Genomic DNA, 18,633 nt, shown 5'->3' with positions numbered 1-18,633 from the left:
TTTGTGAGCATTCGATAGGGCTTTCGTTGCACTACTACTTATGCCTCGATGGAGGTTCTACTTAGATCTCTATTGCGATCCTATTTAGACCTCGGTTGTGATCCTACTTAGATCTCCATTGCGATCCTACTTATACCTCAACAGAGTTTGTACTCGAAGCTCTCTTGCTTGTCTCTCGCGAGACCTCGATCGAATGCTTGATCGACTCTCAGTGCTCACCTAGAGCCACTCTCGGCCACCAGGCGGGTAGAGAAGTGGTTGAGCCTCTAGATCTCGCTCCCGTCCGTATCACTCGGCGGTAGTGCTTAGCTCCTACTGGCTAATTAAACACAGTAAGATAAAAAAGTGTCAAAATTTGCCTAATCAAATATCCTTTCGTAATATTGCACTTAAGATTAGAGAACGAACGTTCTGTTTTTTATTCTGTATCTATGGCACGAGCAAGCAACAAGGAAATTATACTGAAAGAAGCCTTTAGACTATTCCTGTCCAAGGGGTACGATGCGGTCAGCTTTGCTGATTTGGTCGAGGCAACGAATATTACACGTGGGGGGATGTTTCACCACTTCAAGGGGAAGGAAGATCTCTTCAATCAAGTAGCCGATCGCTTTGTATTTGATTTTTTTAGAGAGGGTAGATGCTTCATTGAGTCTCCCGACTCTGCGACACCGCTGAAAGACTTTTTAGATCACTATATCGGGACGATCAGCGAAAGAATGCTTCACTTCTCAGAGACTTTAGGAGCATCTGTTACAGCGGCGAGTTTTATGAGTTTTGTCCTATATCTCAAGGAGCATTATACCTTATGGACAGAAAAGATGCAAGAGCATGAGGAGCAGGAGATCGGAGTATGGGGTCAGGTCGTTGCATTGGCAAAGAAGAAGGGAGAGATCCGACAAGATATTGATAGTGTCCAGTTGATTGCACTATTTCGGACGCTCTACTTTGGATTGTCTTATAGGGGAGCCCTAATCGATCGACTGTCAATACAAGAGTTGCGGAAGCTATGGGGATTTGTCTACCAAGAGTATAAACTGTAAAAAAGGGGAGGTTGTATGACGAAGGAGTGCTGCTGTTAGCCTTGAAGATTTGATCCGAGGCACTGATCCAATGGATCTAAGGAAAATTAAGAGATTTGTTAAAGCATAATATCTATGAAAATGAGACTTCTTTTTACCTTAATGATCGGTATAATGCCTCTCACGGCATTAGCCCAAGAAACGGACTCACTCAAAACAAAGGATTTGTCGGAGCTTGTAGTTGATGCTAAGTTGCAGAAGACTTCACCTCAGTCGTCAGTAGTTACGCCTACGATGAGGCAAAAGAAATCCGCACAAAATGCAGTAGACCTCCTTCGCAAGATCGCCATGCCCCAAATAAGCATCAACCTGATGAATGATGCGGTTACTACTCAGACTGGTGAGGGGATAGCAATATTTATCAATTTTATTCCAGCATCGAAGGAAGACATCGAGGGTCTATTGACTACTGATGTCAGGAGGGTAGAGTATTTGGACTTTCCCTCTGATCCTCGATTTCAGGGTCGAGAGCATGTGATTAATTTCATTGTCCGAAAGTACGAGTATGGTGGCTATACAAAACTCAGTGTCAAAGAGAATTTCCTAACAGGGCTCTCTAGTAATGTCTCCCTCTACTCCAAGTTTGCCCACAAGAAGATGATTTATGATCTCTATGCCGGTGCGTCAAATCATAATCTGCGTAACATCGGAGCATCTACAATAGGTACGTACTCTCTCCTTGATAGTAAGGGCAAGGCAGCGCCCATCACGAGACGGGAGCTATTTGACAAGGCTCATTATAAGCAAAACGCCTATCCAATTACACTGAGGGCGATTTATGATGCTAACAATATCCAAATAGCCAATACTATAGGCCTTTCCTATGAAGAGAGGCCAATGGCAAGGACTTCTGGTACTCTATCTTATGAGCCTAGCGGAATGGACTCCTATTCATTCACAAGAGACAATCCTACCAAGCAACGATTCGTTACTTGGAATGGTTACTACTTCTTCGCTCTAGAGAATGCTATGCGGTTGATTGTAAGCCCTTATGCGAGTTATGGTCGTGTTGATGATCGTACCATGTACACCAATACAACACCTGGTAAGACACTCATTGAGAATATCGCAGAAGAAAATCAGTATAGGTATGGTATTAGTGCAACTATCTCTAAGGGTATAGCAAAGAGGCAAAGGGTGTTTTTGCGAGGATATTATGGCGAAAGTCAGCATGATGTGAAGTATATGGGCACTTCGCCCTATGACAATAAGTTTATTTCTCGCTTTGCTGGCAGTACCATAGGGTATAACTTCTCCAATAACAGATGGAATATAAGTACAGATATTTCGCTTCAATGGGAGGAGAATAAGATCAATACCAAGTCCGTCAAGGAGCTTTATCCTCTCCTTAATCTCTCTGCTGGTTTCTCTCCATCCTCCAAGCACTCGTTTAGGACTTACTTCCACTATGGATCTAATTATCCAGGAGCTAGTATAAAGACGCCCAATATCTTAAAGGATAATGAATTGATGTACGTTACAGGAAATCCTCATATAGGCTTGTCTCGCCAATTCACCTACAATCTCTCATACAATTGGATTCCTAACAATAAGCTTTCTACATCCATATATTGTCAGTATTATGGAGAGCTCAATCTATATGTCCCTGTCTTTGAGTATCACGATGGCGGCCGAGCTCTATTGAGACGCTATGATACGGATGCACAATACCATCGCACACAGATAGGAGCTTCATTTAACTATAAGTTATTGGGAGGTAAGTTGCAGCTTGCAGCATCTCCGTCTGTAACATTTTTCCGAATCCTGGGCTATTACGATATGTCCAAGAGACCCCTTAATTTCAAGGCATCTGCTGTATACCATCTTGATGATTTTTACTTCCAAGCTGCATACCAGACTAAGTTTCGCACCATACAAGGTAATAGAGCACTCTACTATGAAGATCGAGACTTTTGGCAGTTGCAGGTCGGCTGGAGCAAGCATAACTTTAATGTTCGTTTGAGTGCCAATAATCTATTTCGAGGCGATTGGATGACCTCTACAGAAACGCTCAATAGCCCTCTATATTCAGAGACTAGATACGTGGAGGGTAATAATTTTCATCGTCGTCTCAATCTGTCCATTACCTACACTTTTGGGTATGGGAAGAAGGTGCGACAGAATAATGAGGTCGGGCAGCAATATGGCTCTCCCTCTGCAATCTTGAAATAGGGCAAGCAGTCGTCCCTCAAAAAGCCTTAATAAGCGAGCAGTCATTCATGGATGACTGCTCGCTTATTAAGGCTTTTTGAGGAGCGGCTACTTATACTCCTCTCCCTGTAGGAATGCTCTACGAACAATAGGGGTCGTATAAGCATAGGGGACGAAGTCAATAGAGGGGATGGGCTCTGTGATGAAGAAGTTCGCCACCTTGCCCTTCGTGATCGAGCCATATTCCTCGCTTAGCCCCATGGCGCAGGCTCCGTTGAGTGTGGCTGCATTGATCGCCTCAGCTGGCATCAAGCGCATCTTGATGCAACCTAGCGAGACAATAAACTTCATATCCCCCGAGGGTGTAGAGCCTGGATTGTAGTCGCTCGCTAGCACGAGAGGCAGGCCTGCATCAATAATCTTACGACCAAGGGCAAAGGGCATATTGAGGAAGAAGGAAGTGCCAGGCAAGGCGGTAGGCATAGTGCTACTGCCCTTGAGCGTCTCAATCGTCTCCTCGGTCATACTCTCGAGGTGGTCTACCGATAGAGCACCATACTTCACCCCGACAGCGACACCCCCCGATGAGGCTAGCTCCTCAGCATGAATCTTCGGACGCATGCCATAGGCAGCCGCAGCCTCTAGGATGCGAGCCGTTTCCTCAGTAGTGAAGAAGCCCTTGTCGCAGAAGACATCAACGAAATCTGCTAGCTTCTCCTGCCCCACGGCAGGGATCATCTCATTGATCACGAGGCCTACATACTCGCTCTGACGACCTATGTAGCCACGAGAGACAGCATGGGCACCGAGGAAGGTAGCCACGACCTTGAGCTTGGTGGTCTCCCGAATACGGCGAATGACCCGAAGCATCTTCAGCTCGTCCTCAGTATTCAGCCCGTAGCCACTCTTGATCTCTACGCAGCCAGTACCCTTGCGGATAACTTCGTCTACACGGCGCATCGCTTGACGATAGAGTTCGTCTTCGCTCGTCTCGTGCAGTCGGTCTGCGGAGTTCAAGATACCACCACCATTACGAGCGATCTCCTCATAGCTAAGCCCCTTAATCTTGTCTACGAACTCATGCTCTCGACTACTTGCGAAGACGATATGCGTATGCGAGTCGCACCAAGAGGGAAGCACTGCTCCACCCTCGGCATCTACGACCTCCACATCGGCAGGCAGTTTCGGAAGCTCTTGCATCGGGCCATAGCTCTCGAAGCGACCATCTATGACATAGAGGTAGGCATCCTCGATTGTGTTCAGCTCATTCATCTCTGCTCCGCAGAGGCAGAGCTTACCTTCGTGACCTAGGCCTGTAAGGATGCCGATGTTCTTTACTAACACTTTCATGCTACTATATCAATCATAAGCCCTGTCTCTTGGTTCTCTAGAGAGCAATATATTTACCCATCTAGTGAGCACCGAAGGGCAGGGCTTGGTTTTACTTACGTAGGAACTCTATTGAGCGGGCGATGTGTGGTGCCATAAACTCGTCGTTCTCGATGAATGGCACCTCCTTGCGATAAGCCTCGAAGATTGCCTCAATCGCAGGCGAAGACTTCAGTGGACGGCGGAACTGCAACGCCTGGGCAGCATTAAATAGCTCAATAGCCAATACCTTCTCAGTATTCAGCACCACTTGGTAGAGCTTCGTAGCGGCATTCGCCCCCATACTTACGTGGTCCTCCTGCCCCTGAGACGAAGGGATGCTATCGGCCGAGGCTGGGGTACAATACATCTTGCTTTGGCTCACGAGTGAGGCGGCAGTGTACTGAGGGATCATGAAGCCACTATTCACTCCAGGCTTAGCTACGAGGAAGCTAGGCAGGTCTCGTGTACCCGAAACGAGCTTGTAGATACGACGCTCGGAGATATTGCTCAGCTCGCAGAGCGCAATAGCAAGGAAGTCCATAGGCTGGGCGATTGGCTCTCCGTGGAAGTTCCCAGCCGAGATCACGAGGTCCTCGTCGGGGCAAACGGTTGGATTGTCTGTCGCAGCATTCACCTCAATATCAATCACCGAGTGTACATAGGCAATCGTATCCTTGCAGGCTCCATGCACCTGAGGGATGCAGCGGAAGGAATAGGGATCCTGCACATTGACCTTGGGTTGCTTGATCAGCTCACTGCCCTCTAGTAGCTCACGAATACGTGCGGCAGTCTGCATCTGACCTGCATGTGGGCGAATAGCATGTACGGCGTGGGTGAAGGGCTCGATACGGCCATCATAGGCCTCGAGCGACATTGCCCCGATCTTGTCTGCCCAGTCGCTGAGGCGTGCGCTCTGCAGCATTGCCCACACGGCATAGGCATTCATGTTCTGTGTGCCATTGAGCAGGGCAAGCCCCTCCTTAGAGACGAGCTGTATAGGTTGCCAGTTCATCACTCGAAGCATCTCCTCGCCCGAGATGATCTTGCCTTGATACTCGACCTCTCCCATACCGATGAGGGGAAGACAGAGGTGCGCTAGAGGCACGAGGTCTCCTGAAGCTCCAAGCGATCCCTGAGTATAGACGATCGGATAAATATCGTGGTTGAAAAAGTCAATGAGACGCTGTACTGTCTCCACTTGGCAGGCAGAGTAGCCATAGCTGAGCGACTGCACCTTGAGCAGGAGCATAATCTTGACTATCTCGCATGGTACTCGCTCGCCCACGCCACAGGCATGGGACATCACGAGGTTCTTCTGCAGGTCAGAGAGCTGTTGCTTATCTATGGAGATCTTGCACAGAGAGCCGAAGCCTGTGGTAACGCCATAGATAGGTTGCTTAGACTCCTCAATCTTCTTGTCTAGATATTCACGACAGCGGATGATACGTTTGCGAGCATCAGCAGATAGTTCTAGCTTAATATTACGGCTCAAGATCTCGCCAATTCTCTCGATAGAGAGATGCTCAGCACTTATTTGGTGTGTCATGTAGCTTGTTATTTAGTGTGAAGCATAAGCCGAACGCACCAGCGCATCACAGCTCCGTATGCGCTCGGCTTATGGGATAATGTTGTTGCGTTAGAATAGACCCTCTAGCACCTCGTCGTCTACGAGGGCAGGCAGGGTAACACAGAGACCAGGTGTGCGCTCCATCTCTCTACGGATGGCCTCCATAGAGCCAGGGTTACGTGCCCAGCTACGGCGAGCGATGCCGTTGTTTACGTCCCATAAGAGCATCTGACGGATGTGTCTCTCTGAGTCCTCAGAGCCATCGATGACCATGCCGAAGCCTCCATTGATCACCTCTCCCCAGCCTACGCCACCACCATTGTGTATCGATACCCAGGTAGCACCACGGAAGGAGTCCCCGATGACGTTGTGTACCGCCATATCGGCGCAGAAGCAAGATCCATCGTAGATATTGCTTGTCTCACGGAAGGGCGAGTCGGTACCAGAGACGTCGTGATGGTCTCGACCGAGGACGACTGGGCGGCTAATCTCGCCACGACGCAAGGCTTCGTTGAAGGCGAGTGCGATCTTCGTACGTCCCTCGGAGTCCGCATAGAGGATGCGAGCCTGCGAGCCTACGACGAGCTTGTTCTTACCTGCCTCCTTGATCCAGTGGATATTGTCATCGAGCTGTCCTGCGATGTCGGCAGGGGCTGTGCGACGCATCTCCTCAAGCACCTCGGCAGCCAAGCGGTCTGTTACCTCGAGGTCCTTAGGATCGCCCGAAGAGCATACCCAGCGGAAAGGGCCGAAGCCATAGTCGAAGAACATAGGGCCCATAATATCCTGCACGTACGAAGGATACCTAAAGCCTCCGTCAGCGGTCATAATATCTGCCCCTGCACGGCTAGACTCTAGGAGGAAGGCATTGCCATAGTCAAAGAAGTACATCCCACGCTCGGTGAGCTTGTTGATCGCAGCCACCTGACGGCGAAGTGACTCCTGTACCTTGGCCTTGAACTGCTCTGGATCCTCGGCCATCATACGCTTAGACTCCTCTAGGCTGAGACCAACGGGGTAGTAGCCCCCTGCCCAAGGATTGTGTAGCGAGGTTTGGTCGCTCCCGAGGTCTACACGGACTCCCTCGGCAGCGAGTCGTTCCCATAAGTCTACGACATTGCCGACATAGGCCATCGAGACGGTACGACGCTCAGCGACAGCCTTCTGAGCAGCGGAGATGAGCTTATCTAGGTCATCATGTAGCTCGTCTACCCAACCCTGAGCGTGTCGTTTCTCAGCGGCAAGTGGGTTGATCTCGGCAGTGATGCTTACCACGCCTGCAATGTTGCCAGCCTTAGGCTGAGCACCTGACATACCACCAAGACCTGAGGTTACGAAGAGCATGCCACTGATGCTTCGTTCGCCCTCAGTGAGGCGTTTGCGGGCGGCATTGAGCACCGTGATGGTCGTGCCATGTACGATGCCCTGCGGGCCAATGTACATATATGAGCCTGCGGTCATCTGTCCGTACTGGCTCACCCCGAGGGCATTGAATCGCTCCCAGTCGTCAGGCTTTGAATAGTTGGGGATCACCATACCATTAGTTACGACCACACGAGGGGCATTCTTGTGCGAGGGGAAGAGGCCTAGAGGATGCCCCGAATACATCACTAGGGTCTGCTCATCGGTCATCTCGCTGAGGTACTTCATCACGAGGCGATACTGTGCCCAGTTTTGGAATACCGCCCCATTACCTCCATAGGTAATCAACTCGTGAGGGTGCTGTGCCACAGCTTTGTCGAGGTTGTTTTGTATCATCATCATGATGGCTGCAGCCTGTTTGGAGCGATGGGGGTACTCATCTATCGGGCGAGCATACATTTCGTAGGTGGGGCGATAACGATACATATAGATACGCCCATAGGTGCGTAGCTCCTCGGCGAACTCAGGGGCGAGTGCGCTGTGTAGCTCCTTGGGGAAGTAGCGCAGGGCATTGCGCAGGGCTAGACGCTTCTCCTCCTCGGTGAGGATCTCTTTGCGCTTAGGGGCGTGGTTAATCGCAGGATCATAGGCCTGCAGGGCGGGTAGGGTATCGGGGATGCCGGCACGGATGTCGGCGCAGAATTGTTCTCTCGTCATAGTCATGCGGGGATTAGGTGGGGTGGGGGATGAACGGAGGTCAAGAGTCCATCGGAGGGCGACTTACCGATCCGAATGATCTTATCTCGCTCAAGGCTCCTCCCAAGGGATATATCAATAGTAGTGCGTCCGAGTGGCTTAGCGACGAAAGGGCTTGCACACTCGGACACACCATGAGGTTAGAGCTTAGACTCTACGATCTTGAGGATAGCGGCCTCCTCCTCATTAGCCTTCGCAATGAGTTCATTCGCTTCTGCGACTAGCTTATCGGCAGTCTCTCTATCCTTGAGACCAGAGGCATTGATCTTCACATTAAGCCCTGCACCGAGTACGGCAGCACGAGCAGCGAGTACCCCTACGCCAGCATCCGACACGCTGTTGGGGTTACCTTCCTCAGCCATTGCACGGCAGAGCTCGAAGACCTTGTACGATGCCTGCATCGTGTGTAGAGGCACCTGGGTCGCGAAGAGGGTCGCCTCCTGAATAGCTGCTGTGCGCGCGGCCTTCTCCTCGGGAGTACCTTTAGGCAAGCCAAAGGCTTCCATGATGCGGTTGAAGGCCTCGGTATCTTCATCCACGAGCACCATCAGCTCATGCTGTAGCTGCTGGCCCTTGTCGGCCCAATGGCTGAACTCTTCCCAGCGGGCATCCCAACCAGCCTTGTGGCTAGAGAGGTTCGCCACCATAGTGCCGAGGGCAGCACCTAGTGCTCCCATATAAGCGGAGATTGTACCACCACCAGGGGCAGGAGACTCACGAGAGGTCTCATCGGCAAAGCCCTTCACGGTTAGGTCAATGAGCATAGGTTTGCGCTCCTCGTCCTCTAGGAGGAACTCAATAACCTTCTCTCTGGTATTGAATTCCTTGAGGTCATCTAGACCCATGGACTTCACTGCAATCTTGATAATATCCTCCTCGGGAATACCTGTAGATCTATTCTGCTTGCGGAGGAAGTACTTACCTGCATCGATCAGCGTGCGCTTAGGGATAAGACCCACAATCTCGGTACCCGTAACGCGGACGCCTCGCCTCTGAGCACAGCGACACACCTCGTCGAAGGCGACGTGAAGAGGAGTGGTGTGCATATCTGTGATATTCATAGACACCTGAGCGATTCCGTATTCGTCGATATACCAGCCAATAGCCTTAGTGCCAGGGAGTGTGCCAGGGATCATGATAGGGTTACCCTCTGCGTCCAGCATGGGCTTGCCTACTGGAGAGCCTCCTTCGCGCTGTGGACGCCCCTTCTCACGCACATCGAATGCAATGGCATTGGCACGACGTGTAGAGGTTGTATTGAGGTTGTAGTTCGCTGCGATGAGGAAGTCTCGAGCACCTACAGCAGTACAGCCAGTGCGAGCCACACCCTCATCCCAAGGGCGAGCACCGAAGTCGGGAGCTTCGCTCTCGATGGTCATACGCTCGGGCAAGCCCTCGTATTCACCCTTGCGACAAACAGCTAGGTTCTTGCGCTCTGGACGTCTAGCAGCGGCCTCGTAGCAGTAGCAAGGGATGTGAAGTTCGCTTGCGATGCGCTCTGCAAGCTGACGAGAGAGGGCAGCGCACTCCTCTAGTGTGATACCCGATACAGGGATGAATGGGCATACATCTGTCGCTCCCATGCGTGGGTGTGCTCCGTGATGATGACGCATATCGATGAGTTCAGAAGCCCTCTTGACACATCGGAAAGCAGCCTCCATCACTTGATCGGGTGTGCCGACGAAGGTAATCACCGTGCGGTTAGTCGCCTCTCCTGGGTCTACATCCAGCAGCTTGATCCCCTTGACGCGCTCGATCTCGTCGGTAACTTGCTTGATCACTTCCTTGTTGCGTCCTTCGCTAATGTTAGGTACGCACTCTACGATTTGTTTTTCTCGTGCCATACTGATTTGTTATAATGTCCAACTTAGGCATTGATTATCCGTAACTGAAGCACAGACTCCTCCCCTGCCGAACAAAGGGAATATGCTATGCTACCCGACAATAATTTGTCTAGCCGTAAAGGTAGGAATTAACCACAATCTCTCCAAACTTAGGAGACCATATTTATCTCATATCATACAGAGAGCTGTCAATATAAAATAATGATATGGCTAAATTGAATAGCCAACCCTTAAAAAATCTGAGTTCGATATATACTCATACTAATAAGGTGTGATTGTCAATTAGAGAGGGCTTCTTTTCGAGTATTTGATGGACAATAAGCCTAGAGAGCTCGATGGAGGTCTAAGTAGGATCGCAAGTGAGACTCAAATAGGATTTCGATGGAGGTCTAAGTAGGATCGCAAGTGAGACTCAAGTAGGATCTCGATGGAGGTCTAAGTAGGATCGCAAGTGAGACTCAAATAGGATCTCGATGGTGGTCTAAATAGGATCGCTATCGAGAGGTAAATAACGTGGGTTGGGCATAAAGACGGCAATCCTTATACCAAAACTCACGTTGTATTTATTTCTTAGCAAGGAAGAGAGCAGGCATGAGGTAGAGCCTCCGCAAGGGATAGACGGAATGTTTAAAATGAGTTAAGCGATACGGCTTTTCTACTATTTGACTAACTTTGCACCCCTAGAAACTCATAGATACTGAAGAATGGAATTAGCAGCAAAATATAGCCCCGAGGCGGTTGAGAGTAAGTGGTACGAATACTGGATGAGAGAGAACCTCTTTCACTCTACTCCTGATAGCCGTCCAGCCTACACGGTAGTCATCCCCCCACCCAACGTTACGGGGGTGCTGCACATGGGGCATATGCTCAATAATACAATCCAAGATATTCTCGTGCGCCGTGCCCGCATGACGGGCTTCAATGCCTGCTGGGTGCCTGGTACAGACCATGCCTCGATCGCTACCGAAGCCAAGGTCGTGGCACGCCTAGCCGAACAGGGGGTCAAGAAGAGCGACCTCTCTCGAGAGCAATTCCTCGAGCACGCATGGGAGTGGACCTATGAGCACGGGGGCATCATCCTCGAGCAGCTCAAGAGGCTCGGCGCATCGTGCGACTGGGCTCGTACGGCCTTCACCATGGACGCCGAGCGCAGTAAGAGTGTGCTCGAGGTCTTCGTCGATCTCTACAACAAGGGGCTTATCTATCGAGGTGTTCGGGTGGTGAATTGGGACCCAGAGGCCAAGACTGCCTTGAGCGACGAGGAGGTTATCTACAAGGAGCAGCAGGGCAAGCTCTACTATCTACGTTACTATGTAGAGGGTGAGGATCGCTATGTCGTCGTGGCCACGACACGCCCCGAAACCATTATGGGTGATACAGCCGTGTGCATCAATCCTCATGACGAGCGTTATCGAGACCTCCGTGGGCGTCGCCTCATCATCCCGATCGTTGGTCGCAGCATCCCCGTCATAGAGGACGAGTATGTAGACCTCGAGTTCGGGACAGGTTGCCTCAAGGTAACCCCTGCCCACGATGTCAATGACCATATGCTCGGAGAGAAGCACCAGCTCGAGAGCATAGATATATTTCACGATGATGGTTCGCTCAATGAACATGGTGGTCGCTATGCTGGGATGGATCGCTTCGCCGTACGCAAGCAGATCGAGGTCGACCTCATCGAGGCTGGGCTGATGGAGCGTGTCGAGGACTATACGAACAAGGTCGGCCACAGCGAGCGTACCAATGCTGTCATCGAGCCCAAGCTGTCGATGCAGTGGTTCCTCAAGATGAGCGAGCTCTCTAAGCCTGCCCTCGAGGCAGTCCTCGAGGACGAAATCAAGCTACATCCCGCTAAGTTCAAGGCGACCTACCGCCACTGGATGGAGAATGTCAAGGACTGGTGTATCAGTCGCCAGCTTTGGTGGGGGCATCGCATCCCCGCCTACTATCTGCCCAGTGGTGCAGTCGTAGTGGCTGCGACAGACGAGGAGGCTCTCAGATTGGCACAGCAGCAAGACCCCTCTTTGGTCATGGCAGACTTGCGTCAGGAGGAGGATGCGTTGGATACTTGGTTCTCCTCTTGGCTTTGGCCGATCACGGTCTTTGCCCCCGCCCTGGGCGAAGGGAATGCCGAGCTAGATTACTATTATCCGACTGCAGACCTCGTTACAGCCCCAGATATTCTGTTCTTTTGGGTGGCCCGCATGATTATCGCAGGCTATGAGTTCAGGGGAAAGAAGCCCTTCGAGAATGTGTACCTCACGGGTATCGTCCGAGACAAGATTGGGCGCAAGATGTCGAAGAGCCTTGGCAACTCTCCTGACCCGCTGGAGTTGATCGACCGCTTCGGTGCCGATGGCGTGCGTATGGGGATGATGATGTCTGCCCCTGCGGGTAATGACATCCTCTTCGACGAGGCCCTCTGCGAGCAGGGACGCAACTTCTGCAATAAGGTTTGGAATGCCTTCCGTCTTGTTAAGGGTTGGCAGGTGGATGAGGCTCTCGCCCAGCCCGAGGCTGCACGTCTAGGAAGCAAGTGGTTTGAGCATCGCCTTTGGAGTGCGGCTGTAGAGCTGGAGGATCTCTTCTCCAAGTATCGCCTCAGTGAAGCACTTACCCTGCTCTATAAACTTATCCGAGATGACTTCTCCTCCTGCTATCTCGAGCTGATCAAGCCTGCTTACGGCGAGCCGATTGATCCCAAGACACTAGCCGAGGCAGAGCATTTCTTCGAGTTGCTACTGGCCTACCTACACCCTTTCATGCCCTTTATCACCGAAGAACTCTGGCAGGCACTCCGTCAGCGTCGTGAGGGCGAGAGCCTCATGATCACGCAGCTGCCCCACGCAGGCCTCGCCGATGAAGCCCTGCTTGTAGCCATGGACGAAGCCCTGCAGATCATTAGTGCTGTGCGTAATGTGCGTGCCAGCAAGCAGCTATCTCCTCGTGAAGAGCTCCTACTAGAGGCGAACCCTCACTTCTCGGATCGGCTCGATGCCGTGCTGCTCAAGCTCGCCAACCTTAGCGAGATCAAGCGTTGCGAGATCAAGAGCGATGGTGCAGTAGCCTTTGTTGTTGGAGTGCACGAGTTCGCCCTACCCATGGATGGGTTGATCAATGTAGAGGAGGAGGTCGCTAAGCTAGAGGCTGACCTCGAGTACCAGCGTAAGTTCCTCGCTTCGGTAGAGAAGAAGCTGAGCAATCAGAGCTTCGTAGAGCGTGCCCCTGAGCAGGTTATCGCTTTAGAGCGTAAGAAGAAGAGTGATGCTGAGAGTCGTATCCTGACCCTCCAGCAGAGCCTCGAGCAGCTGCGCTCGCTGTAGTTGCCCATAGACTTATCCTTCATCCCTCCACATCACACAATGCTATGTCAACTCGAGAGAAACAATTGGAGCTCATTACCGGGCTATTCTGCGATTTGCTCCGTGAGAGCAATCCTAACCGTCTGCAGGTAGGTCTGTCGGATCTATTTGTTCAGATCAATCCGACTACTGGGGAGGTCTCTCTCTTTTCGGACGAGGATGAGCTCTTGGGCTCATGCACGATCTTTTCTTGGGCCAAGGGCAACGACTCTGATTATCAGGCTGTCGTCGCCGAGGCACTTCCCATACTACGAGAGGCCGTAGCCATCCTGGAGCAAAGAGGGTGGTGGCAGCACAACCTTTTTGAGCGTCCTTTTTCTGTCGAGCTAGTCTCGCAGGACTTCGAGACTATCGAGGAGCTACTCTTCTTAGATGATGACCTGGTCAAGGTAACCACGCCGCTCTTACAGGGGCTGAATGAGGATCTCGATAAATTTTTGGCCGATCTCTTGGGCGATCTTAAATAATTATCTACTTTTGTAGCCCGAAGACCTCCCCTTGGGCTATCTACGGTGGAGGCTCTGAGGCCGAAATAGCTCAGTTGGTAGAGCAATTCATTCGTAATGAATAGGTCACCGGTTCGAGTCCGGTTTTCGGCTCTAGAAGATCAGATTGTTGTTAATGTGTGTAGCTGTGCCGTGCTTCCTATCTTGATAGGTGGCGCGGCATAGTGTTTTTAGATACCTCCTGACTGAGGGGCGAATGGGCTGCTAGAGCTCGTCTCTGCTGCTTTTTCTCAGGATAAATGCCAGTATCTGCAAATAACTTCTCATTTGTTCGTCGCATATTGCGAGATATTGCTACATTTGCCTCAGATTTTGTATTGATGAGCTACGAACTATAGCTCCCAACACTTAAACATTATGAAGCAAATCGAGCACCGCCAAGGGGTTGTTACGGCAATTCACCCTGGTGAGCTAGTTGTGCGGATCGTGCAGCTCAGTGCGTGTAGCGGTTGTCATGCCAAGGACTTCTGTTGCTCAACGGACTGCAAAGACCATTACCTTAACATTGAAACCCGATCTGAGGGTTTTGCCCTGGGCGACCAGGTTATTGTCGAAGCAGAGGTGGGGATTGGCCGCTTGGCCGTCTTGTTAGCTTTCGTTGTGCCAATTCTTTTGTTGGTACTGAGCCTTGTTGTTTCCACTCTTTTCCTGATGCTCTCCGAGCTCATGGCCGTGCTGGGAATCACTTTTGTGCTCGGTCTCTACTATAGTATGTTGTACCTGTGTCGCCACCATCTCAAGCGGATAGTCCGCTTTGGGGTGCGCAAAATAGATCAAGATTAAGTCGCTATGCTAACTACCATCTTAGTGCTAGCAGCTATCGGAGCTCTGGGCTCCGTCCTGCTATTCGTTGTCTCAAAACAATTTGAAGTCAAGGAAGATCCTCGTATCGCCCAAGTGAGCGAGACCCTCCCACAGGCCAACTGTGGTGGTTGTGGCTTCCCTGGTTGTGCAGCCTTTGCCTCGGCCTGCGTCAAGAGTGAAAACCTCGATGGGCTATTCTGTCCCGTGGGTGGATCTGTCGTGATGGAGCGAGTGTCCTCCATCCTCGGAATGGCCGCTACAGCATCCGACCCTACTGTCGCTGTCGTACGCTGTAATGGGACTTGTGAGGCACGCCCCCGAACCAATGTATACGATGGGGCAAGTAGCTGCAAGATCGCTGCTGCTCTCTACAAGGGCGAGACGGATTGTAGCTTCGGTTGCTTGGGGCTAGCCGATTGTGTCGTAGCTTGCCCCTTCGATGCCATCCACATGAACCCCGAGACTCACCTGCCTGAGGTCCTAGAGGACAAGTGTGTGGCCTGTGGAGCTTGCGTCAAGGCCTGTCCCAAGATGATCATAGAGCTGCGTAAGCGAGGGCCCAAGGGACGCCGCGTCTTCGTCAGCTGTGTCAATAAGGATAAGGGTGGGGCAGCGATGAAGGCCTGTAAGAGTGCTTGTATCGGTTGCTCCAAGTGCCTTAAAGAGTGTAAGTTCGAGGCCATTACGATAGCAGATAACCTCTCCTACATAGACCACACCAAGTGCCGTCTGTGCCGCAAATGCGTCTCTGTCTGTCCTACGAATGCAATACATGAGGTCGGCTTCCCCCCAAAGAAGGAAGCACCTGCACCCGAGGCATCGACAGAGCCCGCCCCTACCACAGAGCCTCAACCAGTACATTAGTTCACCCCACACAAGACATATAGCATGATACTTAGAAGTTTTCGCTTGGGTGGCATCCATCCTCAGGAGAACAAGCTCTCGGCAGGTAAGCCCATCACCGAGCTAGGCCTGCCCCGTGAAGTCATTATCCCTCTAGCGCAACATATCGGAGCCCCTGCCACTGCTGTGGTGCAGCGTGGCGATCAGGTCAAGGTGGGGAGCGTTGTGGCCAAGACCTCTGGCTTCGTCTCTGCCAATATTCACTCCTCTGTTTCGGGCAAGGTAACCAAGATCGATGCTTTCTTCGATGCTGGTGGTTACAAGAAGCCTGCAATCGTCATTGCCGTCGAGGGCGATGAGTGGGAGGAGGGTATCGATCGTAGCCCCGAGCTCGTGCGGGAGTGCTCTCTCTCGAGTAAGGAGATTGTCGATCGTATCCTTAGCTGTGGTATCGTGGGGCTCGGGGGAGCAACCTTCCCCACCCATGTCAAGCTCATGCCTCCACCAGGACAGCAGGCTGAGGTCTTGATCATCAACGCTGTCGAGTGCGAACCCTACTTGACCTCTGACCACATCTTGATGATGACCAAGGGCGAGGAGATCCTCGTGGGGATCAAGATCCTCATGCAGGCCCTCTCTGTCTCTCAGGCCGTGATTGGTATAGAGGCTAACAAGCCCGATGCCATAGCTCATCTGACAGCTCTGTCGAAGCAATACCCTGGAGTCAGTGTGATGCCCCTGAAAGTACAGTATCCCCAGGGAGGGGAGAAGCAGCTCATCGACGCTGTCCTGCGCCGGCAGGTCAAGAGCGGGGCTCTGCCTATCTCCACTGGAGCTGTCGTGCAGAACGTCGGTACTGTCTTCGCTGTCTACGAGGCAGTTCAGAAGAATAAGCCCCTTGTCGAGCGCATCGTAACAGCTACGGGCAAGAAGCTCGCTAATCCCTCCAACTTCCTTGTGCGTGTCGGGACTCCCATTGCTCATCTTATCGAGGCTGCCGGTGGCTTACCCGAGGATACAGGCAAGATCATCGGTGGAGGACCTATGATGGGTAAAGCCCTGCTCAGTACCGATATCCCTATTACCAAGGGTTCTTCGGGCATCTTGGTGCTCCCTCGGGAGGAAGCTGTACGCAAGCCCATGCGTAACTGTATTCGCTGTGCCAAGTGTGTCAATGTCTGCCCCATGGGCCTCAACCCTGCCTTCCTCATGCGAGATGTGAAGTACAACGACTGGGATGTCGCCGAGCGAGGGCATATTGTAGACTGTATCGAGTGTGGCTCTTGTAGCTATACCTGTCCCTCAAGCCGCCCACTGCTAGACTATATTCGTATGGGCAAGCAGACTGTTATGGGTATTATTCGTTCAAGGAAAAGTTAATTCATCTCTATGGAAAAGCTCATCATCTCTCCTTCCCCCCACATCCACAGTGGGGATAGTGTCGAGCGCAATATGTATGCCGTTATTTTGGCCCTCATCCCTGCTTGCCTCGTCTCTTTGGCCCAGTTTGGTCTCGGAGCTCTCGCCGTTATGGCTGTGAGCATCGGGGTGTGTATCTTGGTCGAGTGGCTCATCTGCCGCTATATGCTGCATCGTGCCTCTACGATCACTGATGGCTCGGCCATCCTAACTGGTCTTCTGCTGGCGATGAACTTGCCCAGCAATCTCCCCTTTTGGATCGTCGCCATCGGGGCGATCGTCGCCATCGGGGTGGGGAAGATGTCCTTTGGCGGTTTGGGTGGTAATGTCTTCAATCCTGCCCTGGTGGGGCGTGTCTTCCTGCTTATAGCTTACCCAGCACAGATGACCCTTTGGCCAGAGGTTGGCCAGTTGACCAGCTACACCGATGCGACCACGGGGGCAACGCCTTTGGGACTGATGAAGGCCATGATCTCAGACCCCTCCTCTGCGGCCAATCTCTCAGTAGATATGCCCTCACAGCTCAATCTGCTGCTCGGGGTTAATGCTGGCTCTCTCGGTGAGGTGAGTACGCTTGCGCTCTTGCTTGGGTTGGTGTATCTGCTCTACAAGCGGGTGATCACGTGGCACATTCCGATTGCAGTCCTGGGGACAGCCTTTGTCTTTGGGTACTTGATGCATCTGATCAATCCGATCTATCCAACTGGGCTCTTTCACCTAACCACTGGAGGAATGATGCTCGGGGCCGTCTTCATGGCGACGGACTATGTAACCAGTCCTATGAGCAAGTCTGGCCAGTTGCTTTATGGAGCATTGATCGGCCTATTGACAGTGCTCATCCGCCTCTTCGGAGCATATCCCGAGGGAATGAGCTTCGCAATTCTGATCATGAATGCCTTCACGCCTCTGATCAATATGTATATGAAACCTAAACTTTTTGGGGATAAATAAGCTATGAACAAACTGACATCCACACTGCCCAATATGTTGCTCTCACTTACGGGGATTTGCATCATTGTAGCGGGCATCTTAGCAGGACTCAATCTGATGACCCAGGAGCCTATCGCTCAAGCTCAAGTTAAGGCCAAGGTAGAGGCGATTGCCCAGGTAACCCCTAAGTTTGACAATAACCCTTACGAGGAGCAATTTCGCCTGCTCCTACCTGGAGATAAGGACTCGGTAACGATGTACCCCGCACGAATGGGAGACGAGGTCGTGGGTTACGCCATTGAAACCTATACCAATGCTGGATTCAGTGGCTGGATCTCGATTATGGTCGGTATTGACACGGCTGCTCGGCTGGTGGACTTCTCCGTCCTTGAGATCAGTGAAACACCTGGTCTTGGCTCTAAGATCGATGAGTGGTTTCACTCTCCAGCTCGAGAAGGGGCTATACAAGATGTGCGTCAGATAGACCTCTCAAGCCTTGCTCCGCTGAAGGTGACGAAGGATGGTGGCCAGGTCGATGCTATTACAGCTGCGACGATCAGTAGCCGTGCCTTCCTCGATGCAGTCAATCGTGGCTATGAGGCCTTCAAGATGTCCCGTCAAAATGCTCAATGATAAAGT

13 protein-coding genes and 1 tRNA gene are annotated in these 18,633 nt (G+C 51.7%); 10 read left to right on the top strand and 4 right to left on the bottom strand.

The window, feature by feature from the left end; translation table 11 throughout:
- Positions 1-431 precede the first annotated feature (431 nt).
- Positions 432-1,040 (top strand): TetR/AcrR family transcriptional regulator, encoded by a 609-nt coding sequence (locus tag HQ37_RS01940; RefSeq protein WP_036879644.1) that lies wholly within the window; start codon positions 432-434, stop codon positions 1,038-1,040.
- 114 nt (positions 1,041-1,154) lie between these two features.
- Positions 1,155-3,251: a hypothetical protein gene (locus HQ37_RS01935; protein ID WP_036879641.1), complete on the top strand. Its 2,097-nt coding sequence runs from the start codon at positions 1,155-1,157 to the stop codon at positions 3,249-3,251.
- 87 nt (positions 3,252-3,338) lie between these two features.
- On the opposite strand, the gene hutI is transcribed toward HQ37_RS01935, so the two are convergent.
- From hutI to ftcD, 4 genes are all read right to left on the bottom strand, one after another.
- A complete protein-coding gene (gene hutI / locus HQ37_RS01930; RefSeq protein ID WP_036879638.1) occupies positions 3,339-4,580 on the bottom strand; it encodes an imidazolonepropionase in 1,242 nt (413 codons plus the stop codon).
- A 91-nt stretch (positions 4,581-4,671) separates the two neighbouring features.
- Complete coding sequence (gene hutH / locus HQ37_RS01925; RefSeq protein ID WP_036879636.1) at positions 4,672-6,147, bottom strand: histidine ammonia-lyase; 1,476 nt, start codon at positions 6,145-6,147, stop codon at positions 4,672-4,674.
- A 90-nt stretch (positions 6,148-6,237) separates the two neighbouring features.
- Positions 6,238-8,247 (bottom strand): urocanate hydratase, encoded by a 2,010-nt coding sequence (locus HQ37_RS01920; RefSeq protein ID WP_036880169.1) that lies wholly within the window; start codon positions 8,245-8,247, stop codon positions 6,238-6,240.
- Between the two features lie 179 nt (positions 8,248-8,426).
- Positions 8,427-10,130 (bottom strand): glutamate formimidoyltransferase, encoded by a 1,704-nt coding sequence (gene ftcD / locus HQ37_RS01915; RefSeq protein WP_036879634.1) that lies wholly within the window; start codon positions 10,128-10,130, stop codon positions 8,427-8,429.
- A 704-nt stretch (positions 10,131-10,834) separates the two neighbouring features.
- Here ftcD and HQ37_RS01910 point away from each other — a divergent pair.
- From HQ37_RS01910 to HQ37_RS01875, 8 genes are all read left to right on the top strand, one after another.
- The gene (locus HQ37_RS01910) at positions 10,835-13,453 is read left to right on the top strand and encodes a valine--tRNA ligase (protein ID WP_036879632.1); all 2,619 of its coding nucleotides are present in this window, start codon (positions 10,835-10,837) and stop codon (positions 13,451-13,453) included.
- A gap of 44 nt (positions 13,454-13,497) precedes the next feature.
- The gene (locus HQ37_RS01905; protein ID WP_036879630.1) at positions 13,498-13,959 is read left to right on the top strand and encodes a hypothetical protein; all 462 of its coding nucleotides are present in this window, start codon (positions 13,498-13,500) and stop codon (positions 13,957-13,959) included.
- Positions 13,960-14,018: 59 nt separating this feature from the next.
- Positions 14,019-14,091: transfer RNA gene (locus tag HQ37_RS01900), tRNA-Thr, on the top strand.
- 264 nt (positions 14,092-14,355) lie between these two features.
- Entirely contained in the window at positions 14,356-14,781 is a 426-nt protein-coding gene (locus tag HQ37_RS01895; protein ID WP_036879629.1) for a SoxR reducing system RseC family protein, read from the top strand.
- 6 nt (positions 14,782-14,787) lie between these two features.
- The gene (locus HQ37_RS01890; RefSeq protein WP_036879627.1) at positions 14,788-15,666 is read left to right on the top strand and encodes a Fe-S cluster domain-containing protein; all 879 of its coding nucleotides are present in this window, start codon (positions 14,788-14,790) and stop codon (positions 15,664-15,666) included.
- Between the two features lie 27 nt (positions 15,667-15,693).
- Entirely contained in the window at positions 15,694-17,025 is a 1,332-nt protein-coding gene (rsxC, locus tag HQ37_RS01885; RefSeq protein WP_036880167.1) for an electron transport complex subunit RsxC, read from the top strand.
- A gap of 9 nt (positions 17,026-17,034) precedes the next feature.
- Positions 17,035-18,015 carry an RnfABCDGE type electron transport complex subunit D gene (locus HQ37_RS01880; protein WP_036879625.1) on the top strand — a complete coding sequence of 327 codons (981 nt, stop codon included), beginning with the start codon at positions 17,035-17,037 and terminating at the stop codon, positions 18,013-18,015.
- A 3-nt stretch (positions 18,016-18,018) separates the two neighbouring features.
- Positions 18,019-18,627 (top strand): RnfABCDGE type electron transport complex subunit G, encoded by a 609-nt coding sequence (locus tag HQ37_RS01875; RefSeq protein WP_036879623.1) that lies wholly within the window; start codon positions 18,019-18,021, stop codon positions 18,625-18,627.
- The last annotated feature ends 6 nt before the right edge of the window (positions 18,628-18,633 follow it).

Origin of the sequence: Porphyromonas sp. COT-239 OH1446, from assembly GCF_000768875.1 — a bacterium.
GTDB lineage: Bacteria > Bacteroidota > Bacteroidia > Bacteroidales > Porphyromonadaceae > Porphyromonas.
The sequence above is the reverse complement of the archived record's forward strand: the minus strand, read 5'-3'. Positions and strand labels throughout refer to the sequence as shown.

What these genes read in the sequence shown, in the direction of transcription:
- hutI (WP_036879638.1), bottom strand. Translation starts at nt 4,580, where the DNA reads ATGAAAGTGTTAGTAAAGAACATCGGCATCCTTACAGGCCTAGGTCAC.
- hutH (WP_036879636.1), bottom strand. Translation starts at nt 6,147, where the DNA reads ATGACACACCAAATAAGTGCTGAGCATCTCTCTATCGAGAGAATTGGC.
- HQ37_RS01940 (WP_036879644.1), top strand. Translation starts at nt 432, where the DNA reads ATGGCACGAGCAAGCAACAAGGAAATTATACTGAAAGAAGCCTTTAGA.
- HQ37_RS01905 (WP_036879630.1), top strand. Translation starts at nt 13,498, where the DNA reads ATGTCAACTCGAGAGAAACAATTGGAGCTCATTACCGGGCTATTCTGC.
- HQ37_RS01910 (WP_036879632.1), top strand. Translation starts at nt 10,835, where the DNA reads ATGGAATTAGCAGCAAAATATAGCCCCGAGGCGGTTGAGAGTAAGTGG.
- HQ37_RS01880 (WP_036879625.1), top strand. Translation starts at nt 17,035, where the DNA reads ATGGAAAAGCTCATCATCTCTCCTTCCCCCCACATCCACAGTGGGGAT.
- HQ37_RS01920 (WP_036880169.1), bottom strand. Translation starts at nt 8,247, where the DNA reads ATGACGAGAGAACAATTCTGCGCCGACATCCGTGCCGGCATCCCCGAT.
- HQ37_RS01890 (WP_036879627.1), top strand. Translation starts at nt 14,788, where the DNA reads ATGCTAACTACCATCTTAGTGCTAGCAGCTATCGGAGCTCTGGGCTCC.
- ftcD (WP_036879634.1), bottom strand. Translation starts at nt 10,130, where the DNA reads ATGGCACGAGAAAAACAAATCGTAGAGTGCGTACCTAACATTAGCGAA.
- HQ37_RS01875 (WP_036879623.1), top strand. Translation starts at nt 18,019, where the DNA reads ATGAACAAACTGACATCCACACTGCCCAATATGTTGCTCTCACTTACG.
- HQ37_RS01935 (WP_036879641.1), top strand. Translation starts at nt 1,155, where the DNA reads ATGAAAATGAGACTTCTTTTTACCTTAATGATCGGTATAATGCCTCTC.
- HQ37_RS01895 (WP_036879629.1), top strand. Translation starts at nt 14,356, where the DNA reads ATGAAGCAAATCGAGCACCGCCAAGGGGTTGTTACGGCAATTCACCCT.